The 23,486-nt window shown below is 58.7% G+C and carries 18 protein-coding genes, 2 tRNA genes and 1 rRNA gene; 14 read left to right on the forward strand and 7 right to left on the reverse strand.

From position 1 onward, the window contains the following. Positions 1-106: ribosomal RNA gene (gene rrf / locus BJP07_RS00745) — 5S ribosomal RNA — on the forward strand; the annotation flags it as partial. Between the two features lie 481 nt (positions 107-587). On the opposite strand, the gene BJP07_RS00750 is transcribed toward rrf, so the two are convergent. The 3 genes from BJP07_RS00750 to BJP07_RS00760 are packed head-to-tail and all read right to left on the reverse strand — an operon-like array spanning position 588 to position 2,750. Further along, on the reverse strand, positions 588-938 hold the full coding sequence (locus tag BJP07_RS00750) for a CrcB family protein (protein ID WP_071565606.1): 351 nt from the start codon (positions 936-938) through the stop codon (positions 588-590). Then, entirely contained in the window at positions 938-1,309 is a 372-nt protein-coding gene (locus BJP07_RS00755; RefSeq protein WP_255365875.1) for a CrcB family protein, read from the reverse strand. Before BJP07_RS00755 ends, BJP07_RS00750 begins: the two co-directional genes overlap by 1 nt. Positions 1,310-1,331: 22 nt before the next feature. After that, on the reverse strand, positions 1,332-2,750 hold the full coding sequence (locus BJP07_RS00760) for a sodium:alanine symporter family protein (RefSeq protein WP_071565607.1): 1,419 nt from the start codon (positions 2,748-2,750) through the stop codon (positions 1,332-1,334). Between the two features lie 166 nt (positions 2,751-2,916). Here BJP07_RS00760 and pgm point away from each other — a divergent pair, with 166 nt between their 5' ends. The 7 genes from pgm (at position 2,917) to BJP07_RS00795 (ending at position 13,078) form a co-directional block, all read left to right on the forward strand. Beyond that, positions 2,917-4,572 (forward strand): phosphoglucomutase (alpha-D-glucose-1,6-bisphosphate-dependent), encoded by a 1,656-nt coding sequence (gene pgm, locus BJP07_RS00765; RefSeq protein WP_071565608.1) that lies wholly within the window; start codon positions 2,917-2,919, stop codon positions 4,570-4,572. A gap of 11 nt (positions 4,573-4,583) precedes the next feature. Beyond that, positions 4,584-5,054, forward strand: a complete 471-nt coding sequence (locus BJP07_RS00770) for a DoxX family protein (protein WP_255365876.1) — start codon at positions 4,584-4,586, stop codon at positions 5,052-5,054. Between the two features lie 53 nt (positions 5,055-5,107). Beyond that, positions 5,108-5,839, forward strand: coding sequence for a thioredoxin domain-containing protein (locus tag BJP07_RS00775; RefSeq protein WP_071565609.1), 732 nt, complete (start codon positions 5,108-5,110; stop codon positions 5,837-5,839). An 80-nt stretch (positions 5,840-5,919) separates the two neighbouring features. Beyond that, positions 5,920-5,992 (forward strand) — tRNA-Ala (locus tag BJP07_RS00780). Between the two features lie 215 nt (positions 5,993-6,207). Then, positions 6,208-9,891 (forward strand): type I pullulanase, encoded by a 3,684-nt coding sequence (pulA, locus tag BJP07_RS00785; protein ID WP_083583975.1) that lies wholly within the window; start codon positions 6,208-6,210, stop codon positions 9,889-9,891. A gap of 194 nt (positions 9,892-10,085) precedes the next feature. Continuing rightward, positions 10,086-10,158, forward strand: a tRNA-Ala gene (locus BJP07_RS00790). 358 nt (positions 10,159-10,516) lie between these two features. Further along, the gene (locus BJP07_RS00795) at positions 10,517-13,078 is read left to right on the forward strand and encodes an N-6 DNA methylase (protein WP_177222489.1); all 2,562 of its coding nucleotides are present in this window, start codon (positions 10,517-10,519) and stop codon (positions 13,076-13,078) included. Between the two features lie 654 nt (positions 13,079-13,732). Here the strand turns inward: BJP07_RS00795 and BJP07_RS00800 are convergent. Then, positions 13,733-14,596, reverse strand: a complete 864-nt coding sequence (locus BJP07_RS00800; protein WP_177222490.1) for an RluA family pseudouridine synthase — start codon at positions 14,594-14,596, stop codon at positions 13,733-13,735. Positions 14,597-14,644: 48 nt separating this feature from the next. Between BJP07_RS00800 and BJP07_RS00805 the strand changes: the two genes are divergently transcribed. Together BJP07_RS00805 and BJP07_RS00810 are read left to right on the forward strand one after the other, a co-directional pair. After that, a complete protein-coding gene (locus tag BJP07_RS00805; protein ID WP_071565613.1) occupies positions 14,645-15,127 on the forward strand; it encodes a methylated-DNA--[protein]-cysteine S-methyltransferase in 483 nt (160 codons plus the stop codon). Continuing rightward, a complete protein-coding gene (locus tag BJP07_RS00810) occupies positions 15,120-15,875 on the forward strand; it encodes a fructosamine kinase family protein (RefSeq protein ID WP_071565614.1) in 756 nt (251 codons plus the stop codon). Before BJP07_RS00805 ends, BJP07_RS00810 begins: the two co-directional genes overlap by 8 nt. Here the strand turns inward: BJP07_RS00810 and nadE are convergent. After that, positions 15,872-16,708: an ammonia-dependent NAD(+) synthetase gene (gene nadE, locus BJP07_RS00815; RefSeq protein WP_071565615.1), complete on the reverse strand. Its 837-nt coding sequence runs from the start codon at positions 16,706-16,708 to the stop codon at positions 15,872-15,874. The genes BJP07_RS00810 and nadE overlap by 4 nt on opposite strands. A gap of 35 nt (positions 16,709-16,743) precedes the next feature. Between nadE and BJP07_RS00820 the strand changes: the two genes are divergently transcribed. The 4 genes from BJP07_RS00820 (at position 16,744) to BJP07_RS00835 (ending at position 20,918) form a co-directional block, all read left to right on the forward strand. Continuing rightward, on the forward strand, positions 16,744-18,105 hold the full coding sequence (locus BJP07_RS00820; protein WP_071565616.1) for a sugar porter family MFS transporter: 1,362 nt from the start codon (positions 16,744-16,746) through the stop codon (positions 18,103-18,105). Positions 18,106-18,219: 114 nt separating this feature from the next. Further along, on the forward strand, positions 18,220-18,342 hold the full coding sequence (gene ykgO, locus BJP07_RS00825; RefSeq protein WP_018020497.1) for a type B 50S ribosomal protein L36: 123 nt from the start codon (positions 18,220-18,222) through the stop codon (positions 18,340-18,342). A 69-nt stretch (positions 18,343-18,411) separates the two neighbouring features. Next, positions 18,412-19,245 carry a hypothetical protein gene (locus tag BJP07_RS00830; protein WP_255365877.1) on the forward strand — a complete coding sequence of 278 codons (834 nt, stop codon included), beginning with the start codon at positions 18,412-18,414 and terminating at the stop codon, positions 19,243-19,245. A 452-nt stretch (positions 19,246-19,697) separates the two neighbouring features. Continuing rightward, positions 19,698-20,918, forward strand: coding sequence for an HNH endonuclease signature motif containing protein (locus tag BJP07_RS00835; protein WP_071565617.1), 1,221 nt, complete (start codon positions 19,698-19,700; stop codon positions 20,916-20,918). Positions 20,919-20,967: 49 nt separating this feature from the next. Here BJP07_RS00835 and crtI read toward each other — a convergent pair whose 3' ends face one another. Both crtI and BJP07_RS00845 read right to left on the reverse strand, forming a co-directional pair. Next, positions 20,968-22,524: a phytoene desaturase family protein gene (gene crtI, locus BJP07_RS00840; protein WP_071565618.1), complete on the reverse strand. Its 1,557-nt coding sequence runs from the start codon at positions 22,522-22,524 to the stop codon at positions 20,968-20,970. After that, complete coding sequence (locus BJP07_RS00845; protein WP_071565659.1) at positions 22,521-23,342, reverse strand: phytoene/squalene synthase family protein; 822 nt, start codon at positions 23,340-23,342, stop codon at positions 22,521-22,523. The genes crtI and BJP07_RS00845 overlap by 4 nt, the downstream gene beginning before the upstream one ends. Between the last annotated feature and the right edge of the window lie 144 nt (positions 23,343-23,486).

Here is a 23,486-nt window from a genome sequence, read left to right on the forward strand (position 1 = left end):
GCGGCGGGGAAACGCCCGGTCCCTTTCCGAACCCGGTTTAGCTAAGCCCGCCCGCGCTGATGGTACTGCACCTGGGAGGGTGTGGGAGAGTAGGTTACTGCCGGCCTTATAATTTCATGGTGGTGGATGTGATACCCGCTTTTTGGTGGGTGTTTACGTCCACCACCTTTTTGTGCTTTGTGTGTGGGGGTGGGGTGCCCCACGTGCCGGGGATGTGCGTACCAGATTCCTGTGCGCAGGAGGCGTGTACTGGGCAAATGCCACGACGTAGTCCCGAAGACCCGGAATGTGGTGCAGTAAATGTTGTGGTGGTGGGGGTGTGCACCAGATTCTTAGGGTTCGTGGTACACCGCGGTGTGTTGTGCCTGGTCACCTGTGCGTGGTGTAGGAATGTGGTGCACAGGATCGTTGTGGTGGTGGGGGTGTGCACCAGATTCCAGGTTTCGTGCCTCACCGCGCCGCGTTATGCCTGGTCTCCTGCGTGCGACATTGGAATGTGGTGCACAGTAAACGTTAAGGCGGGTGGGGGTGTGCAAAGGAAGCCCGCAGCCTCAACGCCTTGGAAGCAAGCCAATCAAGGGCGCTATTTAAAATGCTGCGTGGCTTCGCATCACGCCGAGTCCAGCGAATGCGACTCCTACTGCGAGCGTCCACAGCAGGTACTTTAAGCATTGGATGTACCGGCGCTCTTTGAGCAGCATGCCGGCCTCTTTAGCAAGCGTTGACCAGGTGGACAGTGCTCCGGCGAAGCCTGTCCCTACGAAGACTGCCCATAGGGGACCCATTGCTACGGTGAAACCTAAAACCATTGATGCCGCGGCGTTGGCGGTAAACGTCCCCTTGCGGGGTGGGAGAGCGGAACTGATCCACCACCGGGTGACTCCCCCTAGCACTCCGCCGAGAAATACTGCTGGGATCGCGACTGGTTCGATGTTCATTATCGGCCGTTCGCCTCCTTGTGGTCCTTTGCGGAGTCGCCGAGCCACCAACCGGCAATACACAGTAGGACGCTGCTGAGAACGTACGTTAGTGCGGTGAGTGCGGTGGTTTGGGCGGCCGCGACGGTGAGGGCGGAGAACGTCGTGAAGCCTCCGAGGAATCCTGTACCGAAGAGGGGGCCGGGTCGGAAGTAACCCATTGCGAAACTCCCCACGACGTTGATGCTTAGCGTTACGAGAAAAGCGACATGTGGTGTTGTGGGGAGCACCGCAAGGAGTCCTGCTGTGAGCAGGTAGCGTGCCAGTGCGCCTGTACCGGCCCCTAGTCCCACTGCAAGTGGCTGGTTGGACTCAATGTTTCGTAATTGCACACTCGCAGTCTACTAGGACGTTTTATGCCCAATTCATGCCTTGTTGCTTCACGAAGGCGGCGATTTCGTCGGGGCTGCGTCGAAGGTTCGGATCGAACTTGAGGTATTCGCGGGTCTCGCGTGCGACCAGTCCGGAGAGCAGCAGTAGGCCGATGAGGTTCGGGATGGCCATCAGGCCGTTTGCGAGGTCGGAGAATGTCCAGATCAGTTCCAAGTGGGTGGTGGCGCCGAGGAATGCGACGGCTGTGAAGAGCAACTTGTACGGCAAGGACGCCCACTGTCCGAAGAGGGCGGTTGCTGCTCGCTCGCCGTAGTAGGACCATCCCAGGATGGTGGAGAAGGCGAAGAAGATGAGGGAGACGGATACGATGTCTCCGCCCCAGGTTCCGGGCAGCACGGTGGAGAATCCGCGAGCGGTCATGACGGCGGCTTCTTCGCGACCCAAATCCCAGGTGCCAGAGGTGACGATGACAAGGCCAGTAATAGTGACGACAATGATGGTGTCGATGAACGTTTGGGTCATGGACACGAGGGCTTGGCGGGATGGGTGTTGGGTTTTTGCGGCTGCTGCAGCGATGGCGGCGGAGCCCATGCCGGACTCGTTGGAAAAGATACCGCGGGCAACACCGAACTGGATCGCCATCATGATTGTGGAGCCAACGAAACCGCCGGTGGCGGCCGAGCCGGTGAACGCGTCGTGGAAGATTAACGCAATGGCCGCGGGAATCTGGTCGGCCATCAGTACAAGTGCGAGGATGCCTCCACCGACGTACAAGACAATCATGAGAGGGACGAAACCTGCGGTGATTTTGCCGATGCCTTCAATGCCGCCCAAGATGGCGGCCCCGACGCCGATGAAGATGAGGATGCCGGAGACGGTTGGGTCGATACCGAATGCTTCTTGCATGCCGGCGGCGATGGAATTGCCCTGGGTGAGGTTCCCGATGCCAAAGGATGCGATGACGGTGAAGAGCATGAACGCTACTGCTAGGAGGGTGCCTAGTGGTCCGGGAATGCCTCGTCGGAGGTATTCGTGCGGGCCGCCTTGCTGGCGTCCTTTGGCGTCTGTAGTACGGAACCGGACACCGAGGTAGGCTTCGGCGTATTTGGATGCCATACCCACGATGCCCGTGACCCAAATCCAGAGCAGCGAGCCGGGGCCACCAATCGAGATCGCTGTGGCTACGCCGACGATGTTGCCGGTGCCGACTGTTGCGGCGAGGGCCGTCGTCAAGGCTTGGTAGTTGCTGATGTCGCCGGAGCCTTCTTGATTCTTATCGACGAACGCGTGCCGGGTTGCGCGGCCGAGTGTTCGGAATTGGATGCCGCGCATGCGGACCGTCAAGAAGAGGCCAGTGCCGAGCAGGAGCGGGATGAGCATGAAAGGACCCCAGACGAACGAGGCGATTGTTCCGAGAGTTTCATTGAGTTGCGTAGCCATCGTGGTCCTTTCGCTATGAGGTGTGGGGCAGGTTACCTTTTTGGCGATAACGTGATTGAGATAATAGACACATAATCCCGTGTGCGTAAGCGTTTGTGGGATTTTCTGGCAGAAGCGCCGAAAAAAGGGGAAGATGGGTGTGTACTTATCGAAAGGATGTTGTCGTATGGCTCATGAACGCGCTGGCCAGATTGCCCGCCCGGAAGATTTGATCGATATTGCGTCGCTGGTGACGGCTTATTACACCCGTGACGTAGACCCGAACAACCCTGACCAACAGGTCGTCTTTGGCACTTCTGGCCACCGTGGTTCTTCGTTGGATAACGCGTTTAATGAGACGCACATTCTGGCGACCACGCAGGCGATCGTCGATTATCGCCGTGAGCAGAACATCGGTGGGCCGGTTTTCATTGGGCGCGATACGCATGCGCTGTCTGAGCCCGCGATGGTTTCGGCGCTTGAGGTGCTGTTTGGCAATGGCATTGAGGTGCTTGTCGACGCCGCGGGGCGCTACACGCCGACACCGGCAGTGTCGCACGCAATCTTGTCGCACAACGCGAAGCTCTCTGGTGGGGTCACGGGTACCGATCCGAAGCGTGCGGATGGCATTGTGATTACGCCGTCGCACAATCCGCCGCGTGATGGTGGGTTTAAATACAATCCGCCGTCGGGTGGTCCGGCTGACACGGACGCGACTGACTGGATCGCGAAGCGGGCCAACGAGTACATCGCAAAGGGTATGGAGGGCGTGAAACGCTCCGCGGCGTCGGGTGTGCTCGATGAGCGTGCGCAGCGCTACGACTACCTGAACAACTACATCAACGACTTGCCGAACGTGGTCGACATTGAGGCGATCCGGAAGTCCGGTCTGAGCATTGGTGCGGACCCGATGGGTGGAGCGAGCGTCGATTATTGGGGTGCGGTCGCCGAGACCCACGGCCTGAACATGACCGTGGTGAACCCGGAGGTCGACCCGACGTGGCGTTTCATGACGCTCGATACCGACGGCAAGATTCGCATGGATTGCTCTTCACCCGACTCGATGGCCTCGCTGGTGCACAACCGCGATAAATACGATATCGCTACTGGCAATGACGCTGATGCGGACCGACATGGCATCGTCACGCCAGACGCCGGCCTGATGAACCCGAACCACTACCTCGCTGTCGCGATTGAGTACTTGTTCTCGCACCGCGAAGGCTGGGCGAATAACACTGCGGTGGGCAAGACCTTGGTGTCTTCTTCGATGATTGACCGCGTTGTGGCGTCGCTCGGACGCAAGCTTGTCGAGGTCCCGGTTGGTTTCAAGTGGTTCGTCCCAGGGCTTATCGACGGCACCGTCGGCTTCGGTGGCGAAGAGTCTGCGGGTGCGTCCTTCCTGCGGAAGGATGGCACGGTGTGGTCGACGGATAAGGACGGTTTGATTCTGGACCTGCTCGCGGCGGAGATTACCGCTGTGACGGGGAAGACGCCGTCGCAACGCTACGCTGAGCTCGCTGAGAAGTTCGGTTCCCCGGCGTACTCGCGCATCGACGCCCCGGCGAACCGCGAACAGAAGGCGACGCTGAAGGCGCTTTCCCCTGAGCAGGTTACCGCAACGGAACTTGCAGGCGAGCCCATCACCGCGAAGCTGACCGAGGCTCCGGGCAACGGTGCCCCGATTGGTGGCCTGAAGGTGACGACGGACAATGCCTGGTTTGCTGCGCGGCCGTCGGGTACTGAAGATAAGTACAAGATTTACGCCGAAAGCTTCAAGGGCAAGGAGCATTTGGCGCAGGTCCAGCAGGCTGCGAAAGAGCTTGTTGCGCAGGTACTGGGCTAGAATGACCTCTCGTGACTGAGATACACGAAACCAACAAGACAAGAAGCAGGCTGCTGGAAATCGCGTCAGCTGCGGCGCGATTCGGGCTGGCAGCCGTGTGGATTGTCGCAGGGTGGACCAAGATTGGCGCCCATATGGAAGTGACGCAAAACATTATTGCGTACGAGATTTTCACTCATGAGTGGTCGAATATTTTGGCGCAGTGGATTGGTCCCCTGGAGCTCGCCGGTGGTCTGTTCCTACTGGCGGGCATCAAGCTGCGCGAAAGCGGCTGGGTGTCGATTGTGGTCCTGGTGCTGTTTATCATCGGGATGTACTCGGCGTGGTCGCGCGGTCTGGTTATCGACTGTGGGTGTTTCGGCCCGCAGCCGTCTGATGAGGGCACGAACCTCATTGAGACCATCCTGCGTGATTTCGTGCTGATCACGGTGACCTTGTTCATGATTTACGTCCCGTACAAGAAGTTTGCGATTTATCCATAGCCACATCCACCGATTAAGCTGTTGGGCAATTTCCAACGTCAAGGAGTGAATACGTGACTACGCGTAAGGTGCAAAACCCGAACGAGAAGAACGGTGCCGGGTTTATTTGGGCAATTGTCGCTGTTATTGTGATTGCGGCGCTCGTGATCGGCCTGATTTTCTTCAACGGTAAAAAGGACCGCGAGGCCGCCATGGCTGAGAACATGATCGACACCAGCGGCATCACTGTCAGCTGGAACGAAGACGATCACTTCATTCGTCTCGCAGCAGAAGGTGTCGACGACGCCCCGATGGCCGAGCTTTACGAGGACTTTTCGTGCACGCACTGTGCGGACCTCGCAGTCGCGACTGATAAGGACATGATCGAAAAGCTGCGCGAGGGCAAGATCGAGGTCGAGCTGCGTCCGATGGTGACGCTCGACGGCCTGACCAATGGTCACTCTACGATGGGTCTGGCTGCGGAGCTGGCACTCGTCGCAAATAATGAGCCAGCTGCGATGATGAACCTGCGCGACCACCTGATGGTAAACCAGAAGGACGTGTACTCGAAGGTGACCGACGACGACCTTGCTGACCTAGCCCGCGACTACGGTGCTGGCGACAAGGCAGTCCAGGATATCCGAGACAAGGCCTACTACGACGCGGCGCGCGCAATGTCGAACGGCAACATCAAGCTGCAGGAAGAGCGCACCGGTGAGGCGTGGACCCCTCGCGTCATGGTTGACGGCAAGGACGTCGAAGGCGACCGCGACGACTGGGTGAACACTGTCGCAAACAGTAAATAAGTCCTGCGAGTGTTGTCTGGCCATGCGATTTGTGGCCAGGCAGCCTCCACGTGTAATGTGGTGGAGGCTCGCAAGAGTGCGGGGCTATGGCGCAGTTGGTAGCGCACCACACTGGCAGTGTGGGGGTCACGGGTTCGAATCCCGTTAGCTCCACAAGAGGGAAGCTCCCCGTTAGCTGAAGTATCAGTTAACGGGGAGCTTTTTGCGTTGGGGGTCTTGTCGGACAAGTGTGGATTCCTTGACACTCCCCCTATTGGTGTGACGTGATGCTTTTAATATATTGGCAGTGATGCATTTCTCTTCCGCCATGCTATCTTAAGGAATAGTCATATGTTCCATAATGATGCTGTTTTGGTCTAGGAGGGCCAATGAAACCAAGAACGTATAAGAGCATCTTGGGGTTGTTACTGACAATCATTTTGGTGATTTCGGGGAGCACTGCGCCTACAGCGCAGGCATTCACCAACTCGGATGTCATGTATCTGACGTTTACTCCAGAGCCTGCGGTGGAAAAACCGCTCACTACCTACCGTGTGGACTATTGGGCGAACGGGGAGTCCAAAAAGCGGCAGATGTTTTCAAGCGTCACGCCCAGCGGTGACCTGTACACCTCGATCGGTTCCGCAAAGGGGCCACTCAACTTCCAGGTGTATCGCATGGACACTTCGTCGCTCCAAGAGGGACAGGCAGAAAACCGGGTCTGGGAATCTTCGGTGTTCACCGGGGTCAAGCTTGGTAATTCGGTGTGGGCGAAGGCGGATGCGTGCACGTATAGCTACAATTCGGAAGGCCCGTTCAAGACGGGGAAGCAATGCCAGCTCCAGGTCAGTTTCACGCCGGATCCTGCAGTTCCGGAAGGCGAATACAACCTTTGGGCGTGGTACGAAGGCGAAGACGGGGTCGCGATTCCGTTTACCGGGAAGAACGCCTCCGGCCAGCTGACTGCTGAAGTGCCTGTTGCGGCTACACGCGACAGGGTGAACTTGTTGGTTCGCCGCTCCACGGCAAGCAATGATTGGGAGTGGAAGTCTCAGGAACTACGCGATATTCCGATTCCGGGGAGAATCTCGATCGATGCGGACGGCAACTATCAGGTGGGGGAAGTCGGACAGCCTGAGGAATCCAATGATTTGCCGAAGCAGGTGACGCTGACCGTCCACTACCAGCGACGCGACAACAATTACGAGAATTGGAACGTGTGGACTTGGTTGCCTGGTCCGAAAAATGCTCATAGGGTAGATTTCTCGGATGATCACACTGCGGTCATCACACATGAGGACTCTAAGGGGATCGAGCGGGTTGGTCTGATCGTTCGGCGCTCCACCCCTGGACAGGACTTCGCCGAGAAGAACTCCCCTGAGGATCTCTTCGTTACCGACTTCCCAGATGGGAAAGCAGAAATCTGGCTTGTGGAAGGTGATCCTAAAATCTATTACTCGGAAGACGACGTGCCGTCGACACATGAGGACCACTGCTCAATGCTGCACTCCGCAGAGTTTAATGAGAAGTACTTTTACGACGGCGACCTCGGCGCGATCTACAGCCCGGAGAAAACCACGTTCAGGTTGTGGGCCCCTACAGCTCGCGAAGTGAGCTTTGTAAACTACTCCGACAACGGTGCCGTCACGCCTATGACGAAGGGCGAAAAAGGAACCTGGGAGATCACGCTTGACGGAGATCAGAAGGGCGTCGAATACCGCTACCGCCTCGGGTTCAAGGACGGAACAATCAATGAGGCCGTTGACCCATACGCGCGTGCGGTTACCGCGAACGCGACCCACACAGTGGTGATCGACTCGGAAAACACCGTCCCTCATAACTGGGACGGCAAGCGGATGGCCCCATTTTCTTCGATGAAGGACGCCATCATCTACGAAGCGCATGTGCGCGATTTGACCATCGGTCCGGACAACGGCATTGAGCACAAGGGCAAGTTCCTGGGGCTCACCGAAGCTGGGACGAAGACGAAGGCGGGCAATCCGTCGGGCTTGAATTACTTGAAGTCGTTGGGTGTGACCCACGTGCAGTTGCTGCCGATCTACGATTTCGGGTCCGTGGATGAAACCGGCGACCTTTCGTTTAACGCCCAGTACAACTGGGGCTACGATCCACAAAACTACAACGTCCCTGAGGGCTCGTATTCGACGAACCCCATGGACCCAACCGCGCGGGTCGTTGAGCTGAAATCCATGATTAATACGCTGCACGACAACGGGCTGCGCGTCATCATGGACGTTGTCTACAACCATGTGTACAACCCGGCGAACTCTCCGCTGCAGCAGACTGTTCCGAACTACTATTTCCGGATGGATTCGGAGTGCAACTTCCACGACGGCACCGGAGTTGGCAACGAAACTGCCTCCGAACAGTTGATGATGCGGAAGTACATCGTTGATTCGGTGAAGTACTGGGCCAAACAGTACGGCGTCGACGGCTTCCGTTTCGACCTCATGGGAATCCACGATGTTGAGACGATGAATGCTGTGCGTGAGGCGCTCAACGAGATTGACCCTTCGGTAGTCATCCTCGGCGAGGGTTGGGAGATGGGGAACCACCCGGCCGGCGTGCTCGGTGCGAACCAGAAGAACGCCAAAAAGCTGCCAGGTATTTCCTTCTTTAACGACCAATACCGCGATACGGTCAAGGGCGATAACTTTGAGCTGGCACACACGGGCTTCATCAACGGTGCGAATGAGAATAAGCGATCGTGGGATCTGCTGAACAACATCAAGGGTGCCCAGCATGTTCGTGATTACCTGGGCCCAGAACAGTCCGTGGTGTACAACGAAGCCCACGACAACTACACGATGTTCGACAAGCTCAAGGGCAGCATGCCACAAGCGACCGAAAAGGAAATCGCCCAGCGGCACATGCTTGGCACTGCAACCCAGTACCTGTCGAACGGCGCGGTGTTTATTCATGCTGGGCAGGAGTTCTTGCGCACAAAGTCGGGCGACCACAACTCCTATAAGTCGCCTGACTCGGTGAACGTGTTCGACTATGATAGGGCCGAGCACTTCGCGAAAGAAGTGAAGTTCTTCCGCGATTTGAATAAGTTCCGCGAGCAGTATGATTTCATGCGCCAGCCGAGCTACGACGCGATCAACAACACGTACACGCATAAAATTGACGGTACGAACAGTGCAGATGCAGACAGCGTGGACACAAACCACGTTGGTTACACTGTGAAGAATGCGTTCCCAGGCAAGTCGAAAGCTGAAAAAGAAGGTATCGACGCCTTCTCTTACGTGAACGCCGCTACTGAGCCTTGGCAGGCGCCGTTGCCAGCAGGCGATTACGAGGTGATGATTCAGGGAATGGACGTGTACGACACGCCTGTTCCTTTGACATCAGACGGCACTGTGACCGTTCCACCGCTGAGCGTTTTGCTGTTGAGGGATGCTCCAGCGCCGGAACCGAGCGAAACTCCGACGTCTACGAGTGAGGAGCCGAAGCCAAGCACCAATGCGAAGCCAAGTAGCAGTGTGAAGCCTGAACCAAGTACGAGCGCGAAGCCGAGCTCCAGCGCTAAGCCGGAACCGAGCCCGAGCACGACGCCGACTACGGTTACGAGTGAGGAGCCGGAGCCGAGCTCTAGCGCGAAGCCAAGTAGCAGTGTGAAGCCGGAACCGAGCACGAGCGCGAAGCCAAGTAGCAGTGTGAAGCCGGAACCAAGTACGAGCGCGAAGCCAAGTACCAGTGCGACGCTGACCACGAGTACGAGCGAGGAACCGAAACCAAGCACGTCCACGAGTGAGGAGCCGACGCCGACTACGGTTACGAGTGAGGAGTCCGAGCCAAGCACCAGTGTGAAGCCGAGTAGCAGTGTGAAGCCGGAACCGAGCACGAGCGCGAAGCCAAGTGAAAGCTCGAGTTCGGGTGGCATCTGTTCCAGCAAGGGATCGAGTCACAGTAGTCAGACAGAGCAGGGCAGCAGTGGCCCTGCAGTCTGCGGAGTCATGTTCACAGCGCTGTTGCTCTTTGTGTTGGGAATCTTGGCGAATTTTCCGCCGGTGAAAGATCAGATCGACCAGTGGCTGAGTCGTCTGTGATGCGTTGACAACCTGGGGTACGCGGGCCGTTGCTCCAGGTGCCATGCTTTCTGATATTGACCGCCCTTTGAAGGAAATTCTGCTTCTTTCGGGGGCGGGTACGCCCTTCATAGGCGCCTACGTCTTTATCGCGTATATTTGATTGGGGCGTGTATTCCAGTACAATCGCAATGTCAGCGCGTATTTGTGCGTGCGGGGCTATGGCGCAGTTGGTAGCGCACCACACTGGCAGTGTGGGGGTCACGGGTTCGAATCCCGTTAGCTCCACTACTAGGACGCTCATTTTGATACAAAGTGAGCGTCCTTTTGGTTTGCCTAGAATGGCTGTGTTTTGGCTTGTCAGGGGGGTATGGGACTTCCTACCTGGCTGTTAGACGCGGGGCAGGGCGTGTTGGAGTGATCTGGGCGGCGGATTTCGCGTCCGAGAAGCGAATCTGGTTTTCCGACCTCGAAGGCGTCAAAAAGTACTTGATCTTCGTCAAAATCTTGCGTTGAGCCTAAGCGGAAAGTGAAGCTGAGATACGCTTCAGATAATCTCTCAGGTCACGGTGTCATCAGATAGACTCGAATGCATAATTGCGGGTGCTGCATTTGCACATAATGTGAGGATACGATGGTTGTCAAAGTGAATGCGTCAGAGCTGGAAGACAGTGTCATTTCGGGCGAGGTGGTAGTTAAGGACGGGCGGCTTCTAGACTACATCTCGGGGCGGGAAATTCCGGCGACTCCTGAAGAGGTCGGAGCTGTTCAGCCTTTCGCTCGGCAACTTGTCGAAGATTACGGTTACCCTAAGGAGCTCATTCGAACTCGTCCCCAGTGGCATGTCAAAGCGAGTCCTTCGGATAGGGCGAAGAGCTATCCAGTCGATATCGCGGTATTCGCGGATGATCCGCAAAGGGACGACTCCCTCTACATCGTTGTGGAATGTAAGAAGCCGCACCGAAAGGATGGACGTGATCAGCTTGAGGACTACCTCCGGCTTTCTAGGGCATCACTCGGTGTTTGGACCAATGGAGCTGAGCGTCTATTCCTGCGTAAGCGGGAAGCGAATGGCAAAGTAACTTTCGAGGAAATCCCGAACATCCCGCGTTTTGGGCAGAGGGTTGAAGATATTGGTCTGTTTAAGAGGGCTGATCTTCGGGCGACCCATAACTTGAAGGCAGTATTCCGTTCAGTGCGAAACTATCTCGCTGCGAACGCAGTTGGGATGACGAGAGACGAACCATTAGCGCAGCAGATCATCAACCTTATTTTTTGTAAGATCTATGATGAGCGCTTTACTCGTAGGGACGCGGTTGTGAGTTTCAGAGCCGGTGTAGGCGAAGATCCGTCCGATGTAGCCAAGAGAATCAAAGGTATCTTCGCTCAGGTCGTGGCGACTTATGATGACGTCTTCTCCAAAAGTGACCGCATCGATCTAGACGATCGTTCCATCTCATACGTAGTCGGTGAGCTCCAACAGTATGCGTTGATTGAATGTGAGAGAGACGTTGTCGGTGATGCTTTTGAGACTTTCATTGGTCCTTCGTTGAAAGGGAGCCAGGGGCAGTTTTTCACTCCTCGAAACGTCACTAATCTGGTTCGCTCTCTAGTGAGGCCAAAGATCGGTGAAAGGATTCTCGACCCAGCATGTGGAAGTGGAGGATTCCTGGTTGAGGCAATGCGGGCACTGTGGTCTGAGGTTGATGCTCAAGCTGATGACCTTGATTGGCCTGATAATGAGCGGGAATCAGAAAAGCAGAAAGCGGCGATCCGTCAGCTCCGAGGAATCGATAAAGATGAATTCCTGAGTAAGGTTGCCAAAGCCTATATGGCGCTCCTCGGTGATGGGCGGGGTGGCGTATTCTGCGAGAATTCACTCGTTCCAATGTCAGAGTGGAGTCCCAAGACCAGGCAAGAAGTGGCCGTTGGTGAATTCGATGTCATCATGACTAACCCTCCCTTCGGGAAGAAGCTCAGGATTACTGAGTCAGGCATTCTCGAACACTATGACCTTGCCCAGAAGTGGAAGAAAGCGCGAGGCTCAGATTTATATGCGATGAGCAGTAAGACGCTGGATGCACAGACTCCTCAGATCCTTTTCATTGAGCGGTGCCTAAACTTGCTCTCGGATAACGGACGAATGGGCATTGTGTTGCCAGAATCTATGCTCTGCAACCCCTCACACCGTTACATCATGCAGTATATCCTCAGTAGGGGTACGATCCGAGCGGTCATTTCGGTGCATGAAGATCTGTTTCAGCCATACACCCATGCCAAGACTGCAGTAGTTCTCATCGAGAATGGGAGAGAGCCTGAGGGAGAATCCCATGAAGTGTTCATGGCTGTAGCCCGCTGGTGCGGTCACGATTCAAGGGGCCATTCGATTCCGTATGATGATCTGCCGAAGATTTCTGAGCGATGGGAACGTTACGTTGGAGGAGAGGAGCTAGATTTTGACCACTTGGGATTTGTGATCGATTCGAGCGACATTCGAGACCATATTTACCTACCGAAGTACTACAATCCTGAAATCCAGGAATCTATTGAAGCGTTATCGGAAACGCACGACCTAGTCAGACTTGGTGACTTGGCGGACTCTGGAGCAATTGAAGTATCCACTGGTGATGAAGTTGGGAAACTAGCCTACGGTACAGGTGACATTCCTTTTATCCGGACCAGCGACATTGCGAACTGGCAGATTAAAGGTGATCCGAAGCACGGCTTGAGTGAAGAAATATACAATTCGCTTTCGGAGAAGCAAAATGTAGAACCGGGCGACATCCTTATGGTTCGAGATGGGACCTATCTGGTTGGTACCTGCGCCATTGTGACAGAACTCGATTGGCGCATCGTCTATCAGAGCCATATTTTGAAATTTAAAGTTGTGGACAAGGAAGTCATGCATCCCAACTTGCTCTTGGCCCTGCTGTCGACGCCGCTGGTTAAGTCTCAGATATTTGCAAAACGTTTTACACAAGACATTATTGACACGCTTGGTTCTCGGTGGCAGGAGCTGATTCTGCCAGTTCCCAAAGATTTAGATCTCCGTGATGAGATAACTCAAAACGTGACGAAGACGATTGAACTCCGCAGAAGTGCTTCGGAACTTACGTGGCAGACAGTGCAGAAGATCGCCCCAGTTGGTGTTGGAGATGGTGTTTTCGAAGATGACGAAGATTATGGATTCGGAATTCTGAACCGATGACGAAGGGCGGGCAGGGCTAGGTTGCTCATTGTCTAACAGGCTACTCGTCGGTAGCAGATGCTACTGTCCAGCCACCCTTTCGCAATGAGGACCTTACTCCAGCAGCTTCAAGATCTGTCTGGGTGTGTTTCGTAATTGGCAGGGGTCATGTGCGTCAGTGACGAAGTGAACGCCGTCCCCAAAAGAGATTGTTCCCAGCCGGTCAAGGAAGCACGGATCAGTGTGAAAGGGGAGACGCTAACTGTGTTTTGATGGAGCAACAAGATCTGCTCCGGCCATCATTTTGTAGTGTGTACTTGTCCCATGAGGGTGAAGATGAGTTGGAATATGCGGCGCAGCTAAGCTGGGTCGTGATCGTCGACGATGAGGTAGGGGTCATCTTCTAGTCCGCTCTTGTGGTGGCTGATGCAGGTGAGCATGGATGTGACGAGGTAGTAGTCGGCCAGCTCGACTCTACCTTACCTTCAGAATCGGTTGGAAGTGACGAACCGATTTCTTTATCGATTCCTCGGAAGCGCTGAAACCAGAAACGCCTAGGATAAGGTCCAGTGCACACCCCTGAGAGGCGGTTGCACCCACCTTGTCACTCCGTGCACCCACCTCGAACCTTGTATCAAAATGAACGTCTAAGTAACAGATAAGACCGCAGGTTGCTTATGACCTGCAGTTTTTGTGCTCGCGAATCGGCGCGGTCACTGTGACGCGTTTGCCGTCGCGCAGCGTGAACTCCAGCCAGTAGGCGTGCAGGAACATCCGCTGGGCGTGCGTGCGTGAGCCGTACGCGCGGTCGCCGATGATGGGGTGGCCTTCGTGGGCGGCGTGTAGGCGGATTTGGTGGCGTCGTCCAGTGATGAGCTCGGCTTCGACGAGCGTATTCGGCCCGCGGTTTTCCACGCGGCGGAATCGTGTGTGTGCGGCGTCGCCGTCCTCTCGCACAACCATAGTTTTCGACGTCCGCGCGATCGGCGCCCGCACGTCCCGCGCGCCTGGCCAGCGGCCTTCCACCACAGCGAGGTAGATGCGCACCACGTCCTGCTCGCGAAAGGCTCGCTGGAGGTGGCGCAGCTCCGCGTGATTCAGCGCGATAATCAGCGCCCCGGAGGTTTCCTTATCGATGCGGTGCGCGAGCTCAGCGTCGGGGTAGACGTCGCGGACCCGCTCGATGACGCCGCACCGCGCCCCAGTCCCCGCATGCACCGGCACCCCCGCCGGTTTATTGATCACGAGTGCTGTTGGCCCCTCCCACAGCACGTCAAACCCGTGATGTTTACTTTTCGACGCCCGCTTCGTCTCCTTACAGAACTCAGCAGGCAGCGTAATCAGATCCCCGGCTCGCACGCGGTAGTCCTGCTTGATTCGTTTCTGGTCGACCCTCAGCGCCCCCTTGCGCGCCAGTTTGAACAGCATGGTCGCGGGGCACGTGGTGTGGCTGGCGAGGAACTTATGTATCCGCCGCCCATCGTGGTCCTCCGGGACCGTGATCGCCGTGTAGCCGGGTGGGGGAATGTAGGTGGTCATGGCTGGCACCATAGCAAAACGCCCAGTCGAGTGATAGAACTGAGTGAAATGTGTGAAATATCATTTGCAACTCTAGATACGCAGGTAGGAACCCTGACCGTCATCGTTTCACCGCGCGGAGTCCGCCGAATCGTGTTGCCGAGCGACGACGCCGAGCAAGCGATCCGGGAAACCGGCGCGCGCCCCGGCCCGGTTGGCTCGGTCCTGGAGCAGCTCGCCGAGTATTTCGCGGGGACGAGAACGGCCTTTGACGTGCCGCTCGACCTTGATGGTCTCCCGCCGTTCCGTACGAAGGTGCTTCACGCCCTGCAACATGTGCCGTTCGGCGAGGTGATTACGTATCAGGGGCTGGCTGGGGACGTCGATAATCCGGAGGCGGTGCGTGCTGTTGGCACTGCCTGTGCACGCAACCCATTGCCGCTGCTCATTCCGTGCCATCGGGTCGTGCGTAGCGACGGCCACCTCGGGCGCTACCGTGGTGGGGAAGAGATGAAGCGTTTCTTGCTTGCATTGGAGGGCTACGATGAGTGATTTTTGTAAACGCTGTATTGCGCCGGGGCAGGCGAGCAGTGAGGCTGCTGGCTTGCGTTGGCTGCGTGAGGGCAGCGAGGCCGTCGTGGAAGTCCGCGGCGTGGACGAAGAGCAGCGCACGTTGCGGATCGAGCGAGTGGAGACGGTGCGCCCAACTCGTGAGGCGGCGCACCGGGCGGGGGAGGAGCTGGCGAAGATTCACGCGATGGGCGCTGAGGCCTTTGGCGCCCCGCCGACCGGTTGGGAGGGGACGAACTTCATTGGCAGGGTTGAGCAGGATTGCGTCCCTGAGCAGCGGTGGGCGAAGTTTTACACGAAGCAGCGTGTGCTGCCGTTTGCGAGGGCTGCGCATGTGGCGGGAAATATTTCGAAGCAGCAGCTTGAGCTCGTGGAGCGTGCCTGCGCGGCACTCGTGGAGGAGGATGAGGATGCCCCGCTGGCGCGTATTCACGGCGATCTTTGGGCGGGCAACCTGCTGTTCGACGAGTCGGGCCCACGCTTTATTGATCCGGCGGCACACGGTGGGCACCCGTTGACGGACATCGCCATGCTGGCGCTGTTCGGTGCTCCGTTTCTGGAGGACATCGTCGAGGGCTACGAGTCGCGGGCAAGCCTGGGTGGGGACTGGCGTCGGCGCATCCCGATGCACCAGCTCCACCCGCTGTCCGTGCACGCGCTGACGCACGGACCGGCGTACGCGAGTGAGCTTGCCAACGCCGCGCAGGCGACCTTAGACGTGACGGGCTAAGCCTTCCACCAGGAGGAATCCGGCCCCGGAGGCAGGTGGCGTTTGTGCTGGCCGACGCGCCACAGATGTTCGATGCGTTCCGCCGCCGCGGACGGAACGGGTTTGCCTTCGAGGTAGTCGTCGATGTGCTGGTAGGTCACGCCGAGCGCTTCTTCATCGGGCAGGGCCGGGCGGTCCTCTTCCAGGTCGGCGGTGGGGACTTTTTCCCAGAGGCGGGGGTCGGCGCCGAGCTCGCGGAGTAGAGCAGCGCCTTGGCGCTTGTTGAGGCCGGCGAGTGGGGTGAGGTCGGCGGCGCCGTCGCCAAACTTGGTGAAGAATCCGGTGACGTTTTCCGCCGCGTGATCCGTGCCGATGACCAGTAGATTGCGCTCCCCGGCGAGCGCGTACTGCGCCACCATTCGAAGGCGGGCTTTCACGTTGCCCTTGTTGAAGTCGCTGAGAGGCATACCTAACGCGTCGGCGAGTGCCGTGGTTGCGGGTGCGATGTCGACAGAGACCGTCTCGTCCGGCTCGATGAACCGGAGCGCCAGCTGGGCGTCGTCCTCGTCGGCTTGGGTGCCGTGGGGGAGGCGGACGGCGAGGAAGTGGGCGTCGACACCTGAGGCGCGTAAGCGCTCGACGGCGAGCTGTGCGAGGCGCCCCGCCAGCGTCGAGTCCTGGCCCCCTGAAATGCCGAGCACGAACCCGGCTGAGGAGGCGGAGCGGGCGTAGTCGCAAAGGAAGGCGACGCGGCGCTCAATTTCGCGCGCGGGATCAATCGAAGGATGGACCCCGAGAGTGTCGATGATCTCTTGTTGTTTGCTGCCAACTTGCGGTGAATCTAGCCCAGACATAGGAACCAGCGTACCTACAGTGCATATTGGTATGCATGCAACAACTCACCACTGCCCAGCGAAGCTATGTCCGGAGAGTTGCGGGCGTCGCCGCACTGGGCGGACTGCTCTTCGGTTACGACACCGGCGTGATGAGCGGCGCGCTGCTCTACATCACTCCCGAATTCCAGCTCACCCCAGGACAAGAAGGCCTGGTGACCTCGATGTTGCTCGTCGGCGCCGCGATTGGCGCGCTGAGTGGTGGGTCGATTGCGGACAGGCTCGGGCGCAAACGGACCTTAATAATTGGCGGCCTCGTGTTCATTGCGGGCTCACTGTGGTGCGCGCTTGCGGGATCGGTGGGGGCGCTGGCGGCGGCTCGAACATTCCTGGGCCTCGGCGTCGGTGGAGTGTCCATCGTGGCGCCGATGTACATCTCGGAGATGGTGCCCGCGCGGGTGCGCGGCAAGATGGTGTCGCTGAACACGCTGATGATCGTGGTGGGGCAGCTGCTTGCGTACTCAGTGAACTCGGCACTTGCCTCCACCGGTAGCTGGCAGCTGATGCTTGGACTCGCCGCAGTGCCCGGAGCCGCGCTGGCCATCGGCATGGTGTTCCTGCCTGAAACGCCCCTGTGGCTCGCCCGTCACCAGCGTCTCGACGCCGCCCTCACCATCGGCGACCGCGTCGGCATGACACGCGAGGAACTCACCCTCGAGACTGCCGAAGACACCGAGCTTCGCGCCCAACGTGGCGGCGAGTGGGCACGCCTGCGTAACGTGCGATGGCTACGCATGACCGTGCTGATCGCCGCGCTGCTCGGCATCACGCAGCAAGTCACGGGCGTCAACGCCATCGTCTACTTCGCGCCAACGATGATGAGCAAAGTCGGGCTTTCCACCGAAAACGCCGTGTACACCTCTATGGTCATCGGCCTCGTGTCCGTTGTCGCATGCTGGGTCGGGTTGCAGGTCATCGACAAAATCGGCCGCAAACGGCTGTTGCTCATCGGCCTGAGCGGCAACGTCATCTTCCTCTTCGCACTCACACTCACGTATCGTGCTGCGGAAAACAACGCCGCACTCGCGTGGGTCTCGCTCGCCTGCATGGCGCTGTTCATCGCGTCGCAGCAGGCAGCAGTCTCGCCCACCACCTGGCTGCTCATTTCCGAGCTAGTCCCGCCCCAAATCCGTGGCGCCGGAATGGGACTAGCGGGGCTCGCATTGTGGGTGATGAATTGGGCCGTCGCCCAGTTCTTCCTTCCACTTGTCGACGCCCTCTCCGCCACCACCACGTTCTCCATCTTCATCATTTGTGGCATCCTTGCAGTAGGGTTCGTCCGCAGCTTCGTCCCCGAAACGATGAACCGGAGCTTGGACGAAGTGGCGTCGGAAATGGAGCAACGCTACACCAAGTAGCATCAGCGTTTTGGTTTCCCCATGTGATGGGGTAATATAACCCGACGTGTCGCGACCAGACTGTTTCCAGTGGTCGCACGAAGATGAAGATCCTCGATTAGAAAGGAGCGCCCGATGAAGGTCCGCAAGTCGCTTCGGTCGCTGAAGAACAAGCCGGGCGCCCAGGTTGTGCGTCGCCGTGGCAAGGTTTACGTCCTGAACAAGAAGGAGCCACGCTTCAAGGCTCGTCAGGGCTAATTCAGCACTCGTGAAAACCCGCACTTTGTGTGCGGGTTTTTTCGTTCCCAGGGCACTAGGGTGGTGGGGGTGAAACGAGCATGCTGTGCCCTCCTCGCCGTGACCGCCCTCGGCGCCTGCGGGACACCAACCAATGACGCCCCGCCGACCATCACCGTCACCTCAACGACGATGCATCCGACCGCGCTAACTCCTGCCCCAGCAGCTACCGTCGGAGAGGGCGTCGATACGCTGCTCTCCACGATTGCTGACGACGTTGCCACCCAGTTCGGAGGCACCGTCGCAGTCGCCGCGGACGGCATAGGAAGCGGTGACGACCCAGCGATGCCAGCCTGGTCCACCATCAAAGTCCCCCTCGCAGTAGCCGCGTACCGCGTCGCACCCGATACCGCGCAGGCTGCCGCACCCGCCGCGATCACCGCCTCAGATAACGACGCCGCGCTGCAACTCTGGAACGCCCTGCCACCCGGCGCAGGCGACACCGTTCTCGCCGACGGCGGCGTGCCGAAAACCATCAACACCGAACGCGTCCGACCCGAGTTCTCAACCTTCGGCCAAACCATGCTCACCACCACCGAGGAATCCACCTTCATGTCCCATCTGAGCTGCCTGAACGGCGCCGCACCCGTCCTCGAACTGATGGGGCAAATCGTGCCTGGGCAGGACTATGGTCTTGGACAACTCCCCAACGCGCGGCTCAAAGGCGGGTGGGGGCCCTCGGTTTCCGGCGGATATGAAGTGCGCCAAATGGGACTCGTCTCGAATATCGCTGGCCAAGATGTTGCTTTGGCTTTGACTGTTGTCCCCGCCGATGGCAGCTACCAAACCGGGCAAGCCATGGCCAACGCCGTTGCAGAGCAGCTCCGTGGCCGACTGGATCAGCTACCAGTCGCGGTGTGTTGATTGCTTAGCGGGGAGTCCGCGGGGCGGACACTATCGACATCGACGCCACAACCTACATCCAAACAAGTACGGTGTCCACGGCGCGGACACCAACCAGTGATCAGCACCGCTGATGGCTAGATTCCGCGGCGCGGACAGAGTAGGTACCTCCCTGCAACCCGGTTGGCGTCTGCCAGCCTGTCCGCCGCGCGGACACCAACGAAGCTTTAGTCGTCTCCAGTAGCATCCCGCGGCGCGGACAGAGGGAGTTCAGCTCAACACCCCAACGATTGCAGCAACGTGTCCGCCGCGCGGACACAATGCACGCTCGCGACCCAAGGTGGGCGTCGACAAACAACCCCCACACTGTCCGCCGCGCGGACACCCCGGCCCACACATTTCACGCAAACCCCTTGACACCACCACTCGAACACGTATACTAAACGAAACAACCAAAACATCAGGGGGGAGCCATGCACACCACCATCGACGCCGACACCATCGTCAACACCATCGTTGAAAGCGCACGCCTTTTCGCATACTCACACGCAGAGATACTTTCCGCGATCGCCGAGTTCGACACTCACAACCTCGCCGAAACCTACGGGTGTGCCTCAACCGGTGCATGGCTTGCCAGAGTGCTGAAAATGAAACGCACCCGCGCCTACGAATACGCAGCTGTGGCACGCAAACTGACAGGCTTTCCCGCCATCCTTGACGCCCTTCGCGCAGGAGCTATTGATTACACCAGTGTGCGATACATGCTCGACTACGCCACCGATGCGAATCAACACGAACTTATCGACATTGCCGCCAATTCCGGCTACCAAGGCCTCGTACATGCCCTCGCAGGGGCGACCCCCACCGACAAGCAACCCGAGGATGCTGGTGCGCACTGCGGGCTGTCGATTCGTGAAGACGGCCAATACCTACGTGGCTGGTTTTGCATGAACGCTCCCGACGGTGTGGCCTTCCAGGCAGCCCTGCGGGCAGGAGCGCACGCCTATGCAGATGACAATGCGATAGATGAGGCTGATGCGCAGATGATGCGCTCAACCTTTGGACTTCCGCCGGCGAGGTTGATGCTGCAATCGTTGATGGGGATGGTGCACATGGTGCGCACTGGAGCCGCCACACATGCCACGATGGCGCCGGCGGCACAGGTGATGGTGCATATGACTACTGATGGGCGAGCATTCTTACCGAATCATATGGCGGCTCCTGCCCGCAGGCTTGCCAACCTGGTTGATCATGGGGATTTGATGGGTGTGCTCTATGACGCCGAAGGCCAGGTGGTCAAGTTTGGGCGCAAGCGGCGTTTGGCCAGTAGCAAGCAGGTGCAGGTGTTGTTGGGGATGTGGGGGCATACGTGTGCGGTGCCGGGATGTGGGCATACCAGGTTTTTGCAGATGCATCATATTCGGGATTGGGCTGAGGGTGGTGCAACGGATCTGGAGAATCTTGTGCCGTTGTGTTCGCGGTGTCATTCGTTGGCCACTGATGGGTTTATTCGGGTGGTCAAACCGGGCTCGACGTTGTATTTCCGGTTTGCTAGTGGTGAGCAGTGGGTGTGTGAGCCTGGTCGGGTGGGGTATCGGGATGATGCTGCGGAAATTGAGATGGATGGGTGGGGTATGGATTCGTTTGCGGATGAGACCGCACCGACGTGGGACTGGGACAGACCCACAGTCTAAGCACGATGGGAACTCCCTAAACTGAATCTTTGGCCAAATACAATAATGCCTATATTTGTGCTTGTGTGAGTGGAGATGCGTCACGAAGTCCGAGCATGCGCTTGACCACGTTCTCAGCGGAGATGAAGCACATGGGCACGCCGACGCCCGGGACGGTGGTTTGCCCGGCGTAATACAGGTTGTCCACCTTGGCGGAAATGTTGCGCCCGCGGAGGAACGCGGATTGCCGCAGGGTATGCGCGGGCCCGATGGCGCCGGCGGCGAAGGAGTAGTAGCGTCCGGCGAAGTCTGCAGGACCAATAGTGCGCTTTACGACGACCCGCTCCCGCAGGTCAGCGACGCCGGTACGTGTGGCGATGAGGTCCAGTGTCGCGTCAACGATGGCGGCGACACGCGGGGATTCCGCAGCGCCATACGCGTCCCCGTGACCGATCGACGGGTCGGCTGCGACCGGGATGAGCACGAACAGATTCTCGCACCCGGAGGGGGCGACAGTCGGGTCCGTGGCGGAGGGCTTGCACACATAAATGGAACGCGATGCGTCACGTGAGGCGTGGCCGCTAGCGGGGAAGACGGCGTCGAAGTCTTCGTCCCACTCCTCGGAAAAGAACAGTGTGTGATGCAGCAGCTCGGGCAACGTGCCCCGCACCCCCACGAGCGCGAGCACGCAACTGACACCGGGGTTGTGGTGTTTGAAGTGCGCCTCCGAGTAGGTGCGCGCGGACTCGGGGAGCAAGGTGGACTCGGTGTGGTGCAGGTCGCCGGCGGCGACGACAACGTCGGCGGGGAGGAAGTGCTCCCCGCTGTCGCTGCGGACGTGGACGCCGGTGGTGGAGCCGTCGATAACTTCGATGCGGGTCGCCTCGTGCTCGAGTAGGAACTTTACGCCGTGGGCGCGGGCGAGCCGTTCGAGCGCGGCAACGATGCTACTGAAGCCACCTTGCGGGTAGCGCACGCCGAGCGTGAGGTCGGTGTGGCTCATCAGGTGGTACAGGCTCGGGGTGTCGCGCGGCTGCGAGGACAGGAACACCGCCGGGTACTGCAGGATCTGGCGCAGGCGCGGGTCGCGGAAACGCTTGTTCACGTAGCGTTGCAGCGGCTGGAGCAGCAGCACCGCGAGGGTAAAAGCGCGGGAGATGACGTCGCGGTGCAGGAACGGCCGCAGTGAGCTGAACGTGGTGTAGAGGAAGCGATCGAGTGCAATGGCGTAGACGTCGGCGGCGCTGGCGAGGTAGTCGCGTAGCGCGTCGCCCGCGCCGGGCTCGAGGGTTTCGAAGAGGTCGGCGACGGCGTCGGTGCCGAAGGGGACGTCGAGAAGCGGGTGATGCTCGGGGTAGATGCGGTAGCCGGGGTCGAGTAGCTGCAGGTCGAGCTCGGCCGTGGTGGAGGTGCCCATGAGCTCGAAGAAGTGGTCATAGGCTTCGGGCATGAGGTACCAGGATGGGCCGGTCTCGAAGCGGAAACCGTCGATACGTAGCTCGTCCGCACGCCCACCAAGGTGCCCATTCTTTTCGACGACCACCACCGCCGAACCATGTTTCGCCAGCAGGCACGCAGTAGCCAGGCCAGCGATGCCTCCTCCAATGATGACAATGTGCTCAGTCACCGTAGTCTCCTACCCGTTGCAGCGGTTCGCGTGATGATGGCTGCTTTCCGCGGCGCGGACACTCGGACTCGCGCGGCGCAGATAGTCGCTGGGGGCGTGCCCGCCAGCAGATCGGTGAGCGCCTCGAACAGGTTTGCCGCTACCGCAACGGCAACACCGCAGCGTTTTGGCAATGCAGGAATAGCGGACCACGCGGCGTCGAAATCGCGGCGAATATCGGCGATGATCGCATCGCGATCCTCTGGGCTGAGTGGAAACCGCGTCTGCGGAAAATAGTTGCGGGCCAGTCGGGTGGTGTCGTCGGCGTAGTCGCGCAAAAAGTTCACCTTTTGGAACGCGGCCCCCAGCGCCCGCGCGCCCTCCTGTAGTAAGTCATACTCGGCCTGGGGCGGGCGTCGGCCCCCGAAGAAGACGTCCACGCACAGCAGGCCGATGACTTCCGCGGACCCGTAGATGTACTCCTCGACGGAGGCCTCCGTGTGCACCGCACCGGAAATGTCGTGGAGCATCGAGGCGAAGAACGCAGCCAGGTGGGCGTCGTCGAAGTTACAGCGGTGCGCGGTCTCGGCGAAGGCGTGGAGGATCGGGTCGGTGTGAAACGCGGCTGCGGCGGCGCCGAGGACTCGCTGCTCGTAGTCCTCGAGGGTTGCTGCGCGCTCGGAAGCCGGGGCGGCGCCGTCGACAATTTCGTCGGCGATGCGCACGACCGCGTAGAGGTTGCGGATGTCGGTGCGTTGCGGCTCGGGAAGCAGTCGGGTGGCGGTGCCGAAGCTCGTCGAATAGCTGTCAATGACCTCGCTCGCGGCGCGCCGGGCCATGTGGCTGTAGCGTTGTGGCGGGCTGGGGTGGGAGCGAAACATTGGCGGGCTTTCAGATCGGTGGGAGTGATGTTTCATAGTTTAGGCTACATGTGGGTCTCCGTAGGGAGTCGTGCTGGGAATACCATGCCTGTAACTACTATA

Origin of the sequence: Corynebacterium sp. NML130628 (assembly GCF_001875665.1) — a bacterium.
In the GTDB taxonomy this organism is placed as follows: domain Bacteria; phylum Actinomycetota; class Actinomycetes; order Mycobacteriales; family Mycobacteriaceae; genus Corynebacterium.